The following is a 17,229-nucleotide window of genomic DNA, read 5'->3' as shown; positions in this document are numbered from 1 at the left end:
CAAGCAGATGGCTATGACAGTCCATTGCGATATCGTCAGCGCGGAAGGAGAAATCTTCTCCGGTCTGGTCGAGATGGTGGTTGCGCACGGCAACCTGGGCGATCTGGGTATCGCTCCAGGCCACGCGCCGCTGATCACCAATCTGAAACCAGGTCCGATCACGCTGACCAAGCAGGGTGGCGATCGCGAGGTGTTCTACATCTCCGGTGGTTTCCTGGAAGTGCAGCCGAACATGGTCAAGGTACTCGCCGATACCGTGCAACGTGCCGCCGACCTGGACGAAGCCTCCGCTCAGGATGCCGTCAAGGCTGCTGAGAAGGCCCTGCATGAGAAAGGCGCGGATTTCGACTACAGTGCCGCATCCGCACGTCTGGCCGAGGCCGCAGCTCAGCTGCGTACCGTCCAGCAGATCCGCAAGAAGTTCGGCGGCTGAAACCGCAGGCTTCATGCAGATTGAGAAAAAGGGTAGCCATCGGCTACCCTTTTTCTTTTTGTTCTTCATATACCGGTCATGTCACTGACCGCCCAGGATTGGTAGCCAGTCAATGTCTCTCGATATCGTTATTCTCGCCGCAGGCCAAGGCACTCGCATGCGTTCGGCGCTGCCCAAGGTACTGCATCCGGTTGCTGGCAACTCCATGCTGGGCCATGTTATCCACAGCGCCCGACAGCTCAAGCCCACGGGCATTCATGTGGTCATCGGCCATGGCGCGGAGTTGGTGCGTGAGCGTCTGGCCGCCGACGACCTGAACTTCGTGATGCAGGACAAACAGTTGGGGACCGGCCACGCTGTTGCTCAGGCCCTGCCAGCGATCACCGCCGATACCGTACTGGTGCTCTATGGCGATGTGCCGTTGATCGAGGTCGAAACCTTGCAGCGCCTGTTGGCCAAGGTCAGCGCCAACCAGCTGGGCCTGCTGACCGTCGATCTGGAGGACCCGACTGGTTATGGCCGCATCGTTCGTGATGCCCAGGGCCAGGTGATAGCCATCGTGGAGCACAAGGATGCCAGCGATGCGCAGAAAACGATCAAGGAAGGCAACACCGGTATTCTGGCCATGCCGGCGGCCCGCCTGGCCGACTGGATGAGCCGTTTGTCCAACAACAACGCTCAAGGCGAGTACTACCTCACTGACGTGATCGCCATGGCGGTGGCCGATGGCTTGGTGGTGGCCACCGAGCAGCCTCATGACCCGATGGAAGTGCAGGGCGCCAATGATCGGCGTCAGCTGTCGGAGCTCGAGCGTCATTATCAGTTGCGCGAAGGTCGTCGTCTGATGGCCCAGGGCGTGACACTGCGTGACCCGTCGCGCTTCGATGTGCGAGGCGAGGTGACCGTCGGTCGCGATGTGCTGATCGACATCAACGTGATCCTCGAAGGCAAGGTGGTCATCGAAGACGACGTGCAGATCGGCCCCAACTGCGTGATCAAGGACAGCACCCTGCGCAAGGGCGCGATCATCAAGGCCAACAGCCATATCGAGGGTGCCGTGATGGGCGAGGGCAGCGATGCCGGCCCCTTCGCTCGCCTGCGTCCGGGCAGTGTGCTGGACGCCAAGGCCCATGTGGGTAACTTTGTCGAACTCAAGAACGCCCACCTGGGTGAAGGCGCCAAGGCCGGTCACCTGACTTATTTGGGCGATGCGCAGATCGGGGCGCGTACCAATATCGGCGCGGGCACCATCACGTGCAACTACGATGGCGCCAACAAGTTCAAGACGGTAATGGGCGAGGATGTGTTCATCGGTTCCAACAACTCCCTGGTCGCCCCTGTGGAAATCCAGTCCGGCGCAACCACCGCAGCCGGTTCGACCATCACCCAGACGGTCGAAGCCAAGCAGTTGGCCGTGGCCCGTGCCCGCCAGCGCAACATCGATGGCTGGAAGCGTCCTGAGAAAATCAAGAAGAGCTGAATTATCCACAGTCAGTTATACACAGGCCGGCTTATGTGAATAAGCCGGCTTTTTTCTATCTGTGGAAAACCAACGGGAACACAGCAAGCCGCTCTTACTTGAACAGCGCAATTGGCCGACAAAATGCGGTAGGCAGTGCTTGACGAATCATCGTCCTTAGGTTTTGATTGCAACCATTATCTTTCGAATCGAAACTTAATCCGCCAATGTCGAAACGAAACACTCCTCAGCGTCGCCACAACATTCTGGCTTTGCTCACCGAGCAGGGCGAAGTAAGTGTGGACGCGTTGGCCAAGCGTTTCGAAACCTCTGAAGTGACCATTCGCAAGGACTTGGCGGCGCTCGAATCCAATGGTCTTCTGCTGCGTCGCTATGGCGGCGCCATCCCTGTGCCACAGGAAATGCTCGTCGAGACCGTGCAGCCTGTGTCGAGCTACAAGCAGGCGATTGCCAAGGCAGCCGTCGGACGGATTCGCGAACACGCGCGCATCATCATCGACAGCGGCAGCACGACCGCCGCCATGATCCCGCAGTTGGGGCGCCAGCCCGGTCTGGTGGTGATGACCAACTCCCTGAACGTGGCCCGCGCCATCAGCGAACTGGAGCATGAACCGGTGCTGCTGATGACCGGCGGTACCTGGGATCCCCATTCCGAATCCTTCCAAGGTCAAGTCGCCGAGCAGGTCCTGCGTTCCTACGATTTTGACCAGCTGTTCATCGGTGCCGATGGCATCGACCTCGCCCGTGGCACGACGACCTTCAATGAACTGCTGGGCCTGAGCCGGGTCATGGCGGAAGTCGCCCGAGAAGTGATCGTGATGGTCGAGTCGGACAAGGTCGGGCGCAAGATCCCCAACCTTGAGCTGCCCTGGGGCAGCGTCAACACCCTTATTACAGATGATCGCCTGCCGCTGGAGGCACGCGAACAGATTCAAGCCCGCGGCATCAATCTGATCTGCGCCGCGATCAGCCAGGAGCAATAACCATGTGTGGAATCGTCGGTGCCGTAGCCGAGCGTAATATTACTGCCATCCTCATCGAAGGCCTCAAGCGCCTGGAGTACCGCGGGTACGACAGCGCCGGCCTGGCGGTTCTGACTGCCCAAGGCGTTCTCGAGCGCCGCCGTCGCATCGGCAAGGTCAGTGAGCTGGAAGCCGCTGTTGCCGCCGACCCCTTGGCAGGCCAGCTGGGCATCGCCCACACCCGTTGGGCTACACACGGTGCGCCGACCGAACACAACGCCCACCCGCACTTCTCCGGCGACGACGTGGCGGTTGTTCACAACGGCATCATCGAGAACCACGAAGCCCTGCGTGAAGAGCTCAAAGGCCTGGGCTATGTCTTCGCATCGCAAACCGATACTGAAGTCATCGTGCACCTGATCCACCACATCCTGAAAACCGTTCCCGACCTGACCGATGCCCTCAAGGCTGCCGTCCAGCGCCTGCACGGTGCCTACGGCCTGGCACTGATCAGCAAGCACCAGCCAGACCGCCTGGTCGCCGCCCGCAGCGGTAGCCCACTGGTGATCGGCCTGGGCCTAGGGGAAAACTTCCTAGCCTCCGACCAACTGGCACTGCGCCAGGTCACCGACCGCTTCATGTACCTGGAAGAAGGCGACATCGCCGAGATCCGCCGCGACCAGGTGAGCATCTGGGACCAGGCTGGCCACAAGGTCCAGCGGGAGACCGTGCAGTACCACGAAGGGGCGGAGGCCGCTGACAAAGGCGCCTATCGCCACTTCATGCTCAAGGAGATCCACGAGCAGCCGAGCGTCGTTCAACGCACGCTGGAAGGTCGTCTGGGCAAGGATCACGTCTTGGTCCAGGCCTTCGGCCCGCAAGCCGCCGAGCTGTTCGCCAAGGTGCGCAATGTCCAGATCGTCGCCTGTGGTACCAGCTACCACGCCGGCATGGTCGCCCGTTACTGGCTCGAAGAGCTGGCTGGCATTCCGTGTCAGGTCGAAGTGGCCAGCGAGTTCCGCTACCGCAAGGTGGTGGTGCAGCCGGACACCTTGTTCGTCTCCATCTCCCAGTCCGGCGAAACCGCCGACACCCTGGCCGCCCTGCGTAACGCCAAGGAGCTGGGCTTCCTTGGCAGCCTGGCAATCTGCAACGTGGGCATCAGCTCGCTGGTGCGCGAGTCGGACCTGACCCTGCTGACCCTGGCCGGCCCGGAAATCGGCGTGGCCTCCACCAAGGCCTTCACTACCCAGCTGGTGTCGTTGATGCTGCTGACCCTGGCCCTGGGCCAGGTGCGCGGCACCCTGCCGGCAGGCGTCGAGGCCGAGCTGGTGGAAGAGCTGCGCCGCCTGCCGACCCGCCTGGGTGAAGCCCTGGCGATGGACAGCATCGTCGAGAAGACCGCCGAGCTGTTCGCCGACAAGCACCACACCCTGTTCCTGGGCCGTGGCGCCCAGTACCCCGTGGCCATGGAAGGAGCGCTCAAGCTCAAGGAGATCTCCTACATCCACGCCGAGTCCTACCCAGCCGGTGAGCTCAAGCACGGCCCCTTGGCTTTGGTAGACAACGACATGCCGGTGGTGACCGTCGCACCGAACAACGAGCTGCTGGAAAAGCTCAAGTCCAACCTGCAGGAAGTCCGCGCCCGCGGCGGTCAGTTGGTCGTGTTCGCCGACGAGAATGCCGGCATGAGCAACGGCGAAGGCACCCACGTGATCAAAGTGCCGCACGTCATCGATGCGCTGGCGCCGATCGTCTACACCATCCCGCTGCAGTTGCTGTCGTACTACGTGGCCGTGCTCAAGGGCACTGACGTCGACCAGCCGCGTAACCTCGCCAAGTCAGTGACGGTGGAGTAAGACTTTCCATGTGTTTCTCAGCGCATGACTGCATGGAATAAAGTTCTACACAATGCATAAGCCCCCGTATCTACGGGGGCTTTTCATTTCTGGGCCAAATCGTTGGTTCGGATCTCAAGATAAACGAGCAGCCGTTACACAGCCGCGCTGTGCTCGCGAAGATCCACGTTCAAGATGCGGTCGTTGTTCGGAGGAGCGCTGGAGGATTACCCAGTTTTTTGAGGAAGTACCAGAATGGCATCCATTGCAACCAATGCATTCAACGCGAGCGCTGAAACACCCACGGTAGCGCGTGCGGGGAAAGGCGCCTCGAAATAACGGCTCATGATTTCGTTCACGGCACCGAAGTGCGAGAGGTCCGTGAGATAAATAGTGAGTTTTCCAACGTTCGAGAAACTACCGCCTGCGGCTTGTGCTACGGCCTTGAGGTTCTCGAGCACCTGAATGGTTTGGGCTTCAATACCCTGAGCCAACTCCATCTTTTCAGGATGAAGCGCGATTTGCCCTGTCAGGAAAACCAAATCACCCATGTGGACTGCTTGCGAATACGGGCCGATAGCTTTCGGCGCCTGATCACTGTGGATAGCGACTCTGCTCATCAAAATTGATCCTGTCTTAGGGGGCGATCCAACCTGCCTGCCAACGCTCGTCCTGCAAAATGAAGCGGGCCCGCTGGTGGATATCCTGGGTAAGGTCGAGCCACTCGACTTTGTTCAGGTGGACAGCCACTACAGCAAAATTTTCAAAGCCGTCTCTGTGCGTTTCATAGGCAGTTGACGGTAAAGGGATCGCCTCGCCTGGTATGTTCCCATGACGAAAGAGTGCTTGAGTCCTGTCACGCGCGTGCACCCAGTGCTGGGCAAGCAACGAGGTATCCATTAAAGGTTCGGCTAGGCCCTCACACCGAATCTGGAGCTTGCCTGTGGGGTCAATGGACGCGATGCCGACTCGAGGTTCAGCAAGCATCTCTGCGTATTTGGCCGACCGTTTGTCCACATAGAAAATGATCGACCTGGTGAACTCATCTGTATAACGCAGAACCACGGTGCTTACCTTGGGTTGCCCTTCAGCATTCACGGTAGCCAGTTGCATCAAGCGAAATGGATTCGGACCATCACCTACAGGGATAGATAAATCCGACCATACCTTGGCCAGAATCAGATCTAACATGACGATCCCAATGCATGAAAAAGGGTCGAGTAATGCACACGACCCTGAGGCCATCAGACGCTGCGGGTAACCCCGCCGTCGACCTTGATGTTCTGGCCGGTAATGTAGGCGGCCCCTTCGCTTGCAAGGAAGGCGATAGTGGCGGCGATTTCCTCGCTGGTGCCATAGCGCTTGAGCGGCACACCTTCACGGCGCTCTTCCGTTGCAGGGAGGCTGTCGATCCAACCAGGCAGCACGTTGTTGATGCGAATGTTGTCGGCAGCATACTTGTCAGCAAAGATTTTGCTAAACGACGCCAGGCCGGCACGGAATACCGCCGAAGTAGGGAAGAGTTCGCTTGGTTCGAACGCCCAGGCAGTAGAAATATTGATGATCGCACCGCCGTTCTGACGCTGCATGTACGGTGTTACCAGGCGCGTAGGACGGATGACATTGAGCAGGTATGTTTCCATACCCTTATGCCAGTCCTCGTCGCTGATCTCGAGGATCGGCGCACGGGGGCCGTGCCCGGCGCTGTTTACCAGTACGTCAATACGACCCCATTTCTGGATGACTGCGTCGACCAAGCGTTGCAGATCTTCATTTGACTGGTTACTACCGGTGACCCCAATACCACCCAGTTCTTGTGCCAGCGCTTCCCCTTTGCCCGAGGACGACAGGATACCGACCTTGAAGCCATCAGCAGCCAGTCGACGTGCTGCTGCTGCTCCCATGCCGCTACCACCGGCAGTGACGATTGCTACTTTTTCTACTGACATACATCCTCCTGAATGAGGCGTGGATGGGTTGTTGGTGAATTGAGACTAGCACTGCCCAGCGCTCACCAGAGAGACATCAACGCTTCTTCAAGTCAGTAGATTTTTTATTGGCTAGCTTGCGCCATCAGCCATTCACGCACCGTTTCAAGGGCCGCCGGCTGATGGGCGTTTCGCGGCCAGACCAGGTAGTAGGCTTTCTCCAAACTCATCTGGTGAGTCATCGCCAGCGCTAATCTGCCCGCTTCTATATCTGCTTTAACGAAGTAGTAGCTAGCCAAGGCCAGCCCTTGCCCGGCTGCAGCTGCCTCGATAGCTAACACCGTCTGATTGAACCGTATATTTCTGAAGGGTAGGCGCACGGTACTCTGGAAGGCTTGTTCAATGAACTGCGGCCAAAAGTTGTGTGCGTCATGCAGCAGTGTGTATTCCTGGAGCTTCTCTATGCTCTCTGGCCTACCGAGTTTCTCGATCAGGGCCGGACTACCGACCGCAACGATACGTTCAGGCAAAAGGAGCTTGGCATTGAGCATGTTCTCGAAAGGCGCTCGCCCGTAGCGGACAGCGATATCCGCTCCGTCAGGTCGGAATTGAGAAATTCGATCAGTGGCGAGTACCTGCAGATTGATCTGAGGATGCTCTGCTGAGAACGAAGGCAGTCTAGGTATCAGCCACTTCGCCGCAAACGTAGGCGTGACACTGACCGTCAGATCCAGATCATCGGGTTTGAGGGCCTCAGTGGCCGTGCTGATCAAGGCGAAGGCCTCACGAATGGCAAGGCTGTAGGTCCTCCCCGGATCCGTCATGCGCAACCCCCGGGGCAGTCGCTCGAACAGCTTCAACTCAAGAATTGCCTCAAGCCCTCGAATTTGCTGCGCCACAGCAGCCTGCGTCACTCCCAGTTCCTCGGCGGCCAGCCGGAAATTCAAATGGCGGGTAACCACCTCAAAGACCCTTAGCGCGTTAAGAGGCGGCAAGGAGGAATGTCTGGTCATGATAATTTTTCTACTGACACTCGAATGATCTCCTGTCTCGCGGGGAACGAGTAATACAGTTTCAGAGGCTACGTCGAAGCAGCACGGAAAGGAACCTGTGTCAGTAGAACCAGCAGGGACTTGATGAATCAGCCGCCTTCACGCCCATGGGCCGATGCTACCGACCCATTGGCGACTGAATCGTGCTCCCGCCTGTGTGGGGCAAACGATGTTCCGAGTAGCCAGCTCACGAGCGGTCGCCTCCCTGGCCCGGGCGCTTCTCCAAGCGTCCAACGACCTCCGTGGCCAATTCAATGAACGCACGTGCCGCCGCGCTCTGATAGGCGCCCTTGCGCTGCATGAGCACGGCGGTGCGCTGGAGTCGCAGCGGGTCCAGCTCGATGGCGACCAGCTCGTCGTGGGCGAGGGCGATGGTGGTGGGCAGCAGGGTGGACAGTGTGGTTCGGCGGACCACTTCAATGACCGCGTTGATGGCATTGGCCTCCATTTGCACACGTGGGCGGATGTCGTGCTGGCGGCAGTATCGGTCGATCTGCTCGCGGGTGGCGAACTCACTGCTGAGCAGGATCAGCGATTCGGCGTTCAAGGCTTCTGGCCCAATGACGCGTTGCCCGGCCAGCGGATGCTTTGCGCCGACCACCAGGGCGAGGGTTTCGACCAGCAGCGGGTAGGCCTCGATGTCTTGGGCATGCACTTCTTCGAACGCGATTCCGACGTCCAGCTCATCGGATAGCAGCAGTTCTTCCATGCGCTCCTGGGCGATTTCACGCACGTTCAAGGTGATGTTCGGATAGTGGCCGTGGAATGCCTCGACGAGCGGGCCCACCAGGTAGGTGGTAAAAGTCGGGGTGACGGCCACCCGAAGCGAGCCTCGGCTCAAGTCGCCCACGTCATGAATGGCGCGCTTGCCCTCCTGCAATTCCTGAGACGCCCGTTGTGCATAACGTAGATAGACCTCCCCGGCATCGGTCAGCCGCGTCGTGCGGCCTGAGCGATCGAACAACTGCGCACCGAGGCTTTCCTCCAGTTGCCGGACCTGCTGGGACAGGGCCGGCTGCGAGACGTGCAGGGCCGTCGCGGCCCGCGTGAAGCTCTGGTGTTGCGCGACGGCCAGGAAGTACTGGATATGCCGTGCCAGCATGGGTCTTTCTCATAAGATTATCTGATGCAGTGCATCATAAATTAGACTTTTACCTTATGAAATGGGCTGCGTAACCTTTGCCTCATCGCATCGCGACCTGAGGAGTCAGCCATGAAAGACATCATCGACGGTTTCCTGAAATTCCAGCGAGACGCCTTCCCCGAGCGCGTGGGCCTGTTCAAGAACCTGGCGACCCAGCAAAGCCCGCGGGCGTTATTCATCTCTTGCTCGGACAGCCGCCTGGTACCAGAGCTGGTGACCCAGCGTGAGCCGGGTGATCTGTTCGTCATCCGCAACGCCGGCAACATCGTGCCGTCCTACGGCCCCGAGCCGGGTGGCGTGTCGGCTTCGGTGGAATATGCCGTCGTCGCGCTGCAGGTATCGGACATCGTGATCTGCGGCCACTCCGATTGTGGCGCCATGACGGCCATCGCTACCTGCAAATGCCTGGACCACATGCCTGCCGTGGCCGGTTGGCTGCGCTATGCCGACTCCGCCCGGGTGGTGAACGAGGCGCGTAACCACAAGGACCCGCAGGCGAAGGTCGAGGCCATGGTGCGCGAGAACGTGATTGCCCAGTTGGCCAACATCCAGACGCACCCATCCGTACGTCTGGCCCTGGAAGAGGGCCGTGTCGCGCTGCATGGCTGGATCTACGACATCGAGAGCGGCTGCATCGACGCCTTCGATGGCCGTACCGGCCAGTTCGTGTCCCTCGCCAGCAACCCCAATGTCCGCGCTGTCGCTCATCAGCTGCAGCGCGTTGTGTGAACCCCTTTCATCCCCACGGAGATATCACCATGATCCAGTCCCAAGTCAGCCAGAATGCCCGCGTTGCCCTGACCGAAGTCATCCTTCTGTCCAAGGCTCGCAAGGATCTGTCCTTCGCTCAGATCACCGACGGTACCGGCCTGTCCGAAGCGTTCGTTACCGCCGCGCTGCTGGGTCAGCACCCACTGCCCGCGGAAGCTGCACAGGTTGTAGGTGACAAGCTGGGCCTCGACGCGGACGCAGTGGCGCTGCTGCAGACCATCCCGCTGCGTGGCAGCATCGAAAACCGTGTCCCCACCGACCCGACCATCTATCGCTTCTACGAGATGCTGCAGGTGTACGGCACCACCCTGAAGGCACTGGTCCATGAGAAGTTCGGCGACGGCATCATCAGCGCCATCAACTTCAAGCTGGACGTGAAGAAGGTCGACGATCCAGAAGGTGGCTCCCGCGCGGTGATCACCCTGGACGGCAAGTACCTGCCGACCAAGCCTTTCTGATTCGGTCACAGGTCAATGACCCGGCTGCCGCAAGGCGGCCGGGCCTTTGAACGAGGAATGACACGCATGGATTTGATCTTTCGAAATGTACGTATCGACGACAGCCGGCCTCTGACGGATGTGGCGGTGCTTGACGGCAAGATCGCCCAGATTGCTCCGACCATTGCCGTCCAGGCGAAGCAGGAAGTGCAGGGCAACGGCAATGTGCTGATTCCTGGGTTCGTCGAAGGGCACCTGCACCTTGAAAAAGCCAACGTGATGCATCGCAAAGCCAATCGCTCTGGCACCTTGCAGGAAGCGATCGCTGTCACCGCCGAGCTCAAGCCTACCCTGACCCGTGAAGATATTCTGGAGCGTTCGACCCAGGTACTGCGTGCATTGGTGCAGGCGGGCAGCACCCATGTGCGTGCGCATGCCGAATTCGACCCATCACAAGGTTTCACGGGGTTGGATGTGGTGCTGGAACTGCGCGAGCGATTCCGTGACGTCATTGATATCCAGGTGGTCGCCTTCCCCCAGGAAGGGATCTTGAAGCTGCCTGGGATGAAGGAAATGATGGTCCAGGCGATGGAGAAGGGGGCCGATGTCGTCGGCGGCATTCCGTATAACGATGTTTCGCCGCTGGAGCACATCGACTTCGTGTTCGAGCTGGCCAAGCAGTACGACAAAGATATCGACTTGCATCAGGACTTCGCCGATGACGCCGAGAACATGACCATCGAGTACCTTGCGCGAAAAACCATCGAGCAGGGGTATCAGGGTCGTGTCTGCGTAGGCCACTTGACCAGTCTGGGAGCGGTTCCCCCGGATAGACAGGCTGCCATTATCGATCTGCTGCGAGAGGCGGGTATCAGTGTCATGTGCCTGCCAGCGACCGACCTGCACCTGGGCGCCCGCGGTGACAGCCATAATGTGCGTCGGGCACTGACGCCGGTACGGGCATTGCGCGACGCAGGCGTGAATGTCTGCCTGGCGACCAACAACATCCGCAACGCATTCACGCCTTATGGCACGGGGGATTTGTTGAACATCGCACAGCTTGCCCTTTCGGCTTGCCATCTGGGGGGCGCGGATGATCAGGCGACCGTTCTTGCGATGCTCACGACAAGCCCAGCCAAAGCGTTGGGATTGAAAAAACACGGCCTGGCGGTGGGGAATGATGCCGACCTGGTGCTGGTCGACACGCAGTCGGTCCGTGATGTGATTCTCGACCTGCCGGCGCGCCTGATGGTGCTCAAGCGCGGCCAGGTCGTCGCGACCTCCGAATACCGCCGTTCTGTCGCTTTTTGAGCATCCCAAAAGAAGGGGCGAACCGTGATGTTCGCCCCTTGCTCGGTTTTTTTCGATGCGATCTGAGTGTCGTCAGATCTGCATCGCCATGCCATCGACATTCATCGCTGCCTGGCGCAAGGCTTCGGAGCGGGTCGGGTGCGGGTGGCAGGTGAGGGCGATGTCTTCGGCCGAAGCCGAGAACTCCATGGCCACGCAGAACTCGCCGATCATTTCGCTCACGCTTGGACCGACCAGGTGCACGCCGAGCACTTCATCGGTATTGGTGTCGGCGATGACCTTGGCGAAGCCTTCGGTCTCGTGGTTGATCTTGGCGCGGCTGTTGGCGGTGAAGGGGAACTTGCCCACCTTGTAGGCGCGGCCTTCGGCCTTGAGCTGTTCTTCGGTCTTGCCGACGCTGGCCAGTTCCGGACGGGTGTAGATGACGCCTGGGATCAGGTTGTAGTTGACCTCATGGGCCTTGCCAGCGATGCGCTCGATGCACGACACCGCTTCGTCTTCGGCCTTGTGCGCGAGCATCGGCCCGGAGGTGACATCGCCGATCACCCAGATGCCGGGTACCGAGGAGCGATGGTGATCGTTGGCCAGCATGCCGCGCTTGTCGGTCACAAGGCCTGCGCTTTCCAGGTTCAGGCCCTGGGTGTATGGGCGACGGCCGATGGCCACCAGCACGTAGTCGGCTTGCAGGGTTTCGGCTGCGCCGCCGGCGGCGGGTTCGAGGGTCAGGCTGACGCTGTCGGCGGATGGCGTGGCCTGGGTCACCTTGCTGCCGAGCTTGAAGGTCATGCCTTGTTTGGCCAGGGCCTTCTGCAGGGTCTTGGCGGTCTCTTCGTCGGTGCCAGGGCAGATGCGGTCGAGGTACTCGATGACCGTGACCTCGGCGCCCAGTCGACGCCAGACCGAGCCCAGTTCCAGGCCGATCACGCCTGCGCCGATCACCACCAGGTGCTTGGGTACCTGGGGCAAGGACAGGGCGCCGGTGGAGTCGATGATGCGCTTGTTGTCGATGGTCACGCCTGGCAGCGGAGTCGGCTCGGAGCCCGTGGCGATGACGATGTCCTTGGCTTGCAGGGTGGTCTCGCTGCCGTCCTCGGCTTTGACGATCACCTTGCCCACGCCGTCGAGACGGCCCCAGCCTTTAACCCAGTCGACCTTGTTCTTGCGGAACAGGTACTCGATGCCCTTGGTCAGGCCGGTCACGCTTTCGTCCTTCTGCTTCATCATCTGGGCCAGGTTCAGCGTTGGCTTGACCTCGATACCCAGATGGGCGAATTCCTCGCCGCTGGCGGCCTCGTAGAGCTCCGAGGCGTGAAGCAAGGCTTTCGATGGCATGCAGCCAACGTTAAGGCAGGTACCACCGAGGGTCGAGCGGCCCTCGACGCAGGCGACGCTCATGCCCAGCTGGCCGGCGCGGATCGCTGCGTTGTAGCCGCCGGGGCCACCGCCGATGATCACCACATCATAGGATTTCATGGGTTTTACTCCAGGAGTGAAGAAGCGCAGAGGGCCACAAGATTAGTCTGCGAAATCAAGGTTGTATACAATCTTGCGCGCAATTCGTACTGAATAGCTCTAGACCATGGTCTTGATAAACGGAAACTTCCGGTGAATGAACTACCCTTGCCCCGGTGACGTCCCAAATATCAGATGGGGCGTCCGGAACACATGAAGGGAGGGACATTCATGCTTGCGCAACTTCCACCTGCGTTGCAGAGCCTGCACTTGCCTTTGCGTCTGAAGCTGTGGGATGGCAACCAGTTCGATCTAGGGCCCAGCCCGCAGGTCACCATCCTGGTCAAGGAGCCTCAGCTGATCAGTCAGCTGACCCACCCGAGCCTGGACGAACTGGGTGTCGCCTTCGTCGAAGGTAAGCTGGATCTGGAAGGCGATATCGGGGAAGTCATCCGCGTCTGCGACGAGCTCAGCGAAGCCCTGCTCCAAGACGAGGATGAAGGATCGCCAGAGCGTATCGCGCATGACAAAGCCACGGACGCCGAAGCCATTTCCTACCACTATGACCTGTCCAATGAGTTCTACCAGCTGTGGCTCGACCAGGACATGGCTTACTCCTGCGCCTACTTCCGCGAACCGGACAACACCCTCGACGAAGCCCAGCAGAACAAGTTCGATCACCTGTGCCGCAAGTTGCGCCTGCAGGCTGGGGACTATTTACTGGATGTGGGCTGCGGCTGGGGTGGGCTGGCGCGTTTCGCCGCACGTGAGTATGGCGCCAAGGTGTTCGGCATCACCCTGAGCAAGGAGCAGCTCAAGCTTGGTCGTGATCGGGTCAAGGAGGAGGGGCTGACCGATCAGGTCGAGCTGCGGATCCTGGACTATCGCGACCTGCCTCAGGACGGGCGCTTCGACAAGGTGGTGAGTGTCGGCATGTTCGAGCACGTCGGCCACGCCAACCTGGCGCTGTATTGCCAGAAGCTGTTCGGCGCCGTGCGTGAAGGCGGCCTGGTGATGAACCATGGCATCACGGCCAAGCACGTGGATGGCCGGCCAGTCGGGCGAGGCGCGGGCGAGTTCATCGACCGCTATGTCTTCCCCCACGGCGAACTGCCGCACCTCTCGATGATCACGGCGAACATCTGTGAGGCCGGGCTGGAAGTGGTGGACGTGGAAAGCCTGCGCCTGCACTACGCCAAGACGCTCAATCACTGGAGCGAAAACCTCGAGCACCAACTGCACAAAGCCGCCACCCTGGTGCCGGAGAAGACACTGCGCATCTGGCGCCTGTATTTGGCCGGATGCGCCTATGCCTTCTCCAAGGGGTGGATCAACCTGCACCAGATCCTGGCGGTGAAACCCTACGCCGATGGGCACCATGACCTGCCCTGGACCCGCGAGGACCTCTACCGCTGACTTACAGGATCGGAGAAATCAGCCGGGCGATACGCATCCCAAGTTGTTGCAGGCGATGCGTATCGCGGCTGTCCTCGGCAGTGATCTCCCGGGCTTGGGCAAAGTCATCGAGCAGCATCGACTCGACCTGGTCGGCGAAGGCTCGGTCGACGGTCAGCAAGGTGATCTCGAAGTTCAGACGGAACGAACGGTTGTCCAGGTTGGCGCTGCCGATCGCACTTACCTCGTCATCGACCAGCACCACCTTCTGGTGCAGGAACCCTGGCTGATAACGGAACATCCTCACCCCGGCCCGTACCGCTTCGAAGGCGAACAGACTGGACGCTGCGTAGACGATACGGTGATCCGGCCGCGACGGAATGAGGATACGCACATCCACGCCGCGCAACACCGCCAAGCGCAGGGCGGCGAAGACAGCCTCATCAGGAATGAAGTACGGGCTGGTGATCCACACGCGCTGGGTGGCCGAGTGGATGGCTTCCAGGAAGAACAGCGCACAGGTTTCCTGCGGGTCTGCCGGACCGCTGGCCAGTGCCTGGCAGAGCACGCCGTTATCCGGATAGGTGTCGGGCAGGATCAACGGCGGCAACTGGCGGGCGGCCCAATACCAGTCTTCGGCGAAGGACTCCTGCAAGCAGGCAAGCACCGGGCCGCTGACCTGAACGTGGGTGTCACGCCAAGGCGACAGGCGAGGGTGGCCACCGAGGTATTCGTCCCCCACGTTGTGCCCGCCGAGGAACCCCGCCAGGCCATCGACGACGACAATCTTGCGGTGGTTGCGGAAGTTCACCTGGAAGCGATTGAACCACCCACGGCGTGTGGCAAATGCATGGATCTGCACGCCACCCTCCCGCAGGGTCTGGCTGTAGCTGGCCGGCAATGCATGGCTCCCTACCCGGTCATACAGCACGAAGACCTGCACGCCTTCGGCCGCCTTGCGCAGCAACAGCTGCTGCAGTTTCCTGCCGATGTCGTCGTCATGGATGATGAAGAATTGCACCAGCACGGCCTGCCGGGCTTCGGCGATGGCTGCGAAGATGGCATCGAAGGTGGCCTGGCCATTGATCAGCAGTTTCACTTCGTTGTTGGCCAGGCACGGCATGCGCCCGAGTTTCGGCATTGCCCGTAGGGCGGCATAGCTCTCCGACTCCCGGGCGGTCAGCGCTTCCTCGACCCAAGGCCGCCAATTGAGATTGGCCATGGCGACGTGCATTTCCTGATTGGCCTGGCGTCTGGCTTGGATGTAGGCATAGAAGGAGCGGGCCCCAAACACCAGGTAGGGAATCAGCGTGAAGTAAGGGATGAAGAACAAGGACATCGCCCAGGCGATGGCACCCTGGGCGGTGCGTACGGTGAACACCGCATGCAGCGCGGCGATGATGCCTAGCAGATGAATCAGGCCGAGCACATAGCCGAAGAAATAGGGGCTGTGGAAATCCATATGCGTCCTGCTTGCTGAGAGCCTGACGATAACAGAGCATGTTCCTGACCCGCCTTGCAACCCGGAAGCGGAAATGACGTCTAAGGCTCAATCGGCAGAGGCCGTTATATCGAGGAGCATTTATCCATGAAGATTCGTCTGCCACTGCTGGCGCTGGCATTGGGCCTGAGCGCACCACTGGTACATGCGCAGATGTTGCAACCGGGCTTGTGGGAGCTGACCACCAGCAACATGCAGGTCGATGGCAAGCCATTACCGGACATGAAATTCATGCTCGGGCAATTGAAGAACCTACCACCTGAGCAACGCGCCATGATGGAAGGCATGCTGGCCAAGCAGGGCATCACCGTGGGTGGTAAGGGCGTGCGCTCCTGCCTGACGCCAGAACAGGTCCGGACCAATGACATTCCGCTGCAGGACCCTCAGTCCGGCTGTACGCAGAAGATCACCGACCGCACAGGCAATGTATGGAAATTCCAGTTCAGTTGCCCTCGTGCCCAAGGCACCGGGCAGGCGACCTTCCTCAGTGACCGGGAGTTTCATACCCAGGTCAGTGGTACGTTCAACGCTTCGGGGGTTCAGCAGCAGGGCAGCATGAACACCAAGGCTGTCTGGCTAGGTAATGACTGTGGTTCGGTGAAACCTCGCAGTTGAGGCTTCAGAACCGATAGCGACTGATCGCCACTGCGTCGTGGGCATGCAGACTCTCTGCATGTTCCACCCGCAGGCTGAACCCCTCTACCCATTGCACTTTCCGCAGCGCCTGGTGCAGGCGCCTGGCGGCATCCTCGCAGAACATCAGGTTCTGTCCATTGGCCAGGGCGAACGCCTGTTCGTCTGCGCGCTTTACCGCTGTTTGTACCGCCGTACCCAAGGCAAGCTCTAGCGTGTCGATGAGCTCGGAGAGGGGCAAATGCTGCAGGTTCTCTCGCAGTCGTACCCGGACCTGGGCCTCACTGCGCTGACTATGGGGGGTGGCGACGATGCCCTGATTGCTGCCGAGCCATTCCAGCAGGGTCGATTGATCGGGTACCTGCTCTGGAAAGTCCTTGAGGAACTGCTGCTGAATCAGCTGGCGGGCGAGCGCCGCGGAACAAGGGCAGGTGGAGGAATAGGGAATCACCACAGAAAGTTCCACGTGGAACATTTCATTTTCGGTCTTCGCATCCAAGGTGACGGGATAGCTTTTCCAGCCGGCCAAGGGGCTGACCAGCGCAGGTCTTTTCAGCAAATACTCGAAGCGCAAACTCAGCTGTGCCGTTGAAGAAAGCCCGACGTGGGTGTCGAGGAAACTCGCCAGCAGCCGACGGAGCAGCCGTGGACTTAGCTCGGTGTTTTCCATGGCTTCCAACGCCAGGTAGAGCCGCGACATGTGAATCCCTCGGGCGGCGCCGTCTTCCAGATTGACGCCTGCATCGGCTTGGGCATTGAGGGTGCGTCCTTCAAATTGCAACGGCACGGCGATGCCGCACATACCCACCCAGTCCAGGGGGAGGGCGACGACCTCGGGATGGGACTGTGTGGCAATGTCGGGAAGCGTCAGACTGGTCATCATGGGGTCTCT

Annotated in this window: 17 protein-coding genes; 9 read left to right on the top strand and 8 right to left on the bottom strand. The window is 60.0% G+C overall.

The window, feature by feature from the left end; genetic code table 11:
• Positions 1-7: 7 nt before the first annotated feature.
• The 4 genes from ABOA88_RS03695 (at position 8) to glmS (ending at position 4,734) form a co-directional block, all read left to right on the top strand.
• A complete protein-coding gene (locus ABOA88_RS03695; RefSeq protein ID WP_043214185.1) occupies positions 8-433 on the top strand; it encodes a F0F1 ATP synthase subunit epsilon in 426 nt (141 codons plus the stop codon).
• Positions 434-545: 112 nt separating this feature from the next.
• Positions 546-1,913, top strand: coding sequence for a bifunctional UDP-N-acetylglucosamine diphosphorylase/glucosamine-1-phosphate N-acetyltransferase GlmU (gene glmU, locus ABOA88_RS03690; RefSeq protein ID WP_196168079.1), 1,368 nt, complete (start codon positions 546-548; stop codon positions 1,911-1,913).
• 206 nt (positions 1,914-2,119) lie between these two features.
• Positions 2,120-2,896 carry a DeoR/GlpR family DNA-binding transcription regulator gene (locus tag ABOA88_RS03685; RefSeq protein WP_196168078.1) on the top strand — a complete coding sequence of 259 codons (777 nt, stop codon included), beginning with the start codon at positions 2,120-2,122 and terminating at the stop codon, positions 2,894-2,896.
• Between the two features lie 2 nt (positions 2,897-2,898).
• Positions 2,899-4,734: a glutamine--fructose-6-phosphate transaminase (isomerizing) gene (glmS, locus tag ABOA88_RS03680; RefSeq protein WP_196168077.1), complete on the top strand. Its 1,836-nt coding sequence runs from the start codon at positions 2,899-2,901 to the stop codon at positions 4,732-4,734.
• Between the two features lie 206 nt (positions 4,735-4,940).
• Here the strand turns inward: glmS and ABOA88_RS03675 are convergent, their stop codons facing one another.
• The 5 genes from ABOA88_RS03675 to cynR form a co-directional block, all read right to left on the bottom strand.
• Positions 4,941-5,333 carry a Rid family detoxifying hydrolase gene (locus tag ABOA88_RS03675; RefSeq protein WP_196168076.1) on the bottom strand — a complete coding sequence of 131 codons (393 nt, stop codon included), beginning with the start codon at positions 5,331-5,333 and terminating at the stop codon, positions 4,941-4,943.
• 16 nt (positions 5,334-5,349) lie between these two features.
• Positions 5,350-5,904, bottom strand: a complete 555-nt coding sequence (locus ABOA88_RS03670) for a pyridoxamine 5'-phosphate oxidase family protein (RefSeq protein ID WP_367850566.1) — start codon at positions 5,902-5,904, stop codon at positions 5,350-5,352.
• A gap of 53 nt (positions 5,905-5,957) precedes the next feature.
• On the bottom strand, positions 5,958-6,662 hold the full coding sequence (locus tag ABOA88_RS03665) for an SDR family oxidoreductase (protein WP_196168074.1): 705 nt from the start codon (positions 6,660-6,662) through the stop codon (positions 5,958-5,960).
• Positions 6,663-6,766: 104 nt separating this feature from the next.
• Entirely contained in the window at positions 6,767-7,654 is an 888-nt protein-coding gene (locus ABOA88_RS03660; RefSeq protein WP_196168073.1) for a LysR substrate-binding domain-containing protein, read from the bottom strand.
• Between the two features lie 226 nt (positions 7,655-7,880).
• Entirely contained in the window at positions 7,881-8,795 is a 915-nt protein-coding gene (gene cynR / locus ABOA88_RS03655; protein WP_367850567.1) for a transcriptional regulator CynR, read from the bottom strand.
• A gap of 111 nt (positions 8,796-8,906) precedes the next feature.
• On the opposite strand from cynR, the gene ABOA88_RS03650 reads away from it, so the two are divergent.
• The 3 genes from ABOA88_RS03650 to ABOA88_RS03640 are packed head-to-tail and all read left to right on the top strand — an operon-like array spanning position 8,907 to position 11,356.
• Positions 8,907-9,566, top strand: a complete 660-nt coding sequence (locus ABOA88_RS03650; RefSeq protein ID WP_367850568.1) for a carbonic anhydrase — start codon at positions 8,907-8,909, stop codon at positions 9,564-9,566.
• A gap of 29 nt (positions 9,567-9,595) precedes the next feature.
• On the top strand, positions 9,596-10,066 hold the full coding sequence (cynS, locus tag ABOA88_RS03645; RefSeq protein ID WP_043210009.1) for a cyanase: 471 nt from the start codon (positions 9,596-9,598) through the stop codon (positions 10,064-10,066).
• Between the two features lie 15 nt (positions 10,067-10,081).
• Complete coding sequence (locus ABOA88_RS03640) at positions 10,082-11,356, top strand: amidohydrolase family protein (protein WP_367850569.1); 1,275 nt, start codon at positions 10,082-10,084, stop codon at positions 11,354-11,356.
• Positions 11,357-11,428: 72 nt separating this feature from the next.
• Here ABOA88_RS03640 and lpdA read toward each other — a convergent pair whose 3' ends face one another.
• Positions 11,429-12,829: a dihydrolipoyl dehydrogenase gene (gene lpdA / locus ABOA88_RS03635; RefSeq protein ID WP_367850570.1), complete on the bottom strand. Its 1,401-nt coding sequence runs from the start codon at positions 12,827-12,829 to the stop codon at positions 11,429-11,431.
• Between the two features lie 210 nt (positions 12,830-13,039).
• Between lpdA and cfaB the strand changes: the two genes are divergently transcribed.
• Positions 13,040-14,224, top strand: a complete 1,185-nt coding sequence (gene cfaB, locus ABOA88_RS03630) for a C17 cyclopropane fatty acid synthase CfaB (RefSeq protein WP_196168070.1) — start codon at positions 13,040-13,042, stop codon at positions 14,222-14,224.
• Position 14,225: 1 nt separating this feature from the next.
• Here cfaB and cls read toward each other — a convergent pair whose 3' ends face one another.
• A complete protein-coding gene (gene cls / locus ABOA88_RS03625) occupies positions 14,226-15,665 on the bottom strand; it encodes a cardiolipin synthase (protein WP_367850571.1) in 1,440 nt (479 codons plus the stop codon).
• A 126-nt stretch (positions 15,666-15,791) separates the two neighbouring features.
• Between cls and ABOA88_RS03620 the strand changes: the two genes are divergently transcribed.
• Positions 15,792-16,319 carry a DUF3617 domain-containing protein gene (locus tag ABOA88_RS03620; protein ID WP_367850572.1) on the top strand — a complete coding sequence of 176 codons (528 nt, stop codon included), beginning with the start codon at positions 15,792-15,794 and terminating at the stop codon, positions 16,317-16,319.
• 4 nt (positions 16,320-16,323) lie between these two features.
• On the opposite strand, the gene folE2 is transcribed toward ABOA88_RS03620, so the two are convergent.
• Positions 16,324-17,217, bottom strand: a complete 894-nt coding sequence (gene folE2 / locus ABOA88_RS03615; protein ID WP_367850681.1) for a GTP cyclohydrolase FolE2 — start codon at positions 17,215-17,217, stop codon at positions 16,324-16,326.
• Between the last annotated feature and the right edge of the window lie 12 nt (positions 17,218-17,229).

Origin of the sequence: Pseudomonas sp. PKS (assembly GCF_051913525.1) — a bacterium.
GTDB classification, from domain to species: Bacteria; Pseudomonadota; Gammaproteobacteria; order Pseudomonadales; family Pseudomonadaceae; genus Aquipseudomonas; species Aquipseudomonas guariconensis_D.
The sequence above is the reverse complement of the archived record's forward strand: the minus strand, read 5'-3'. Positions and strand labels throughout refer to the sequence as shown.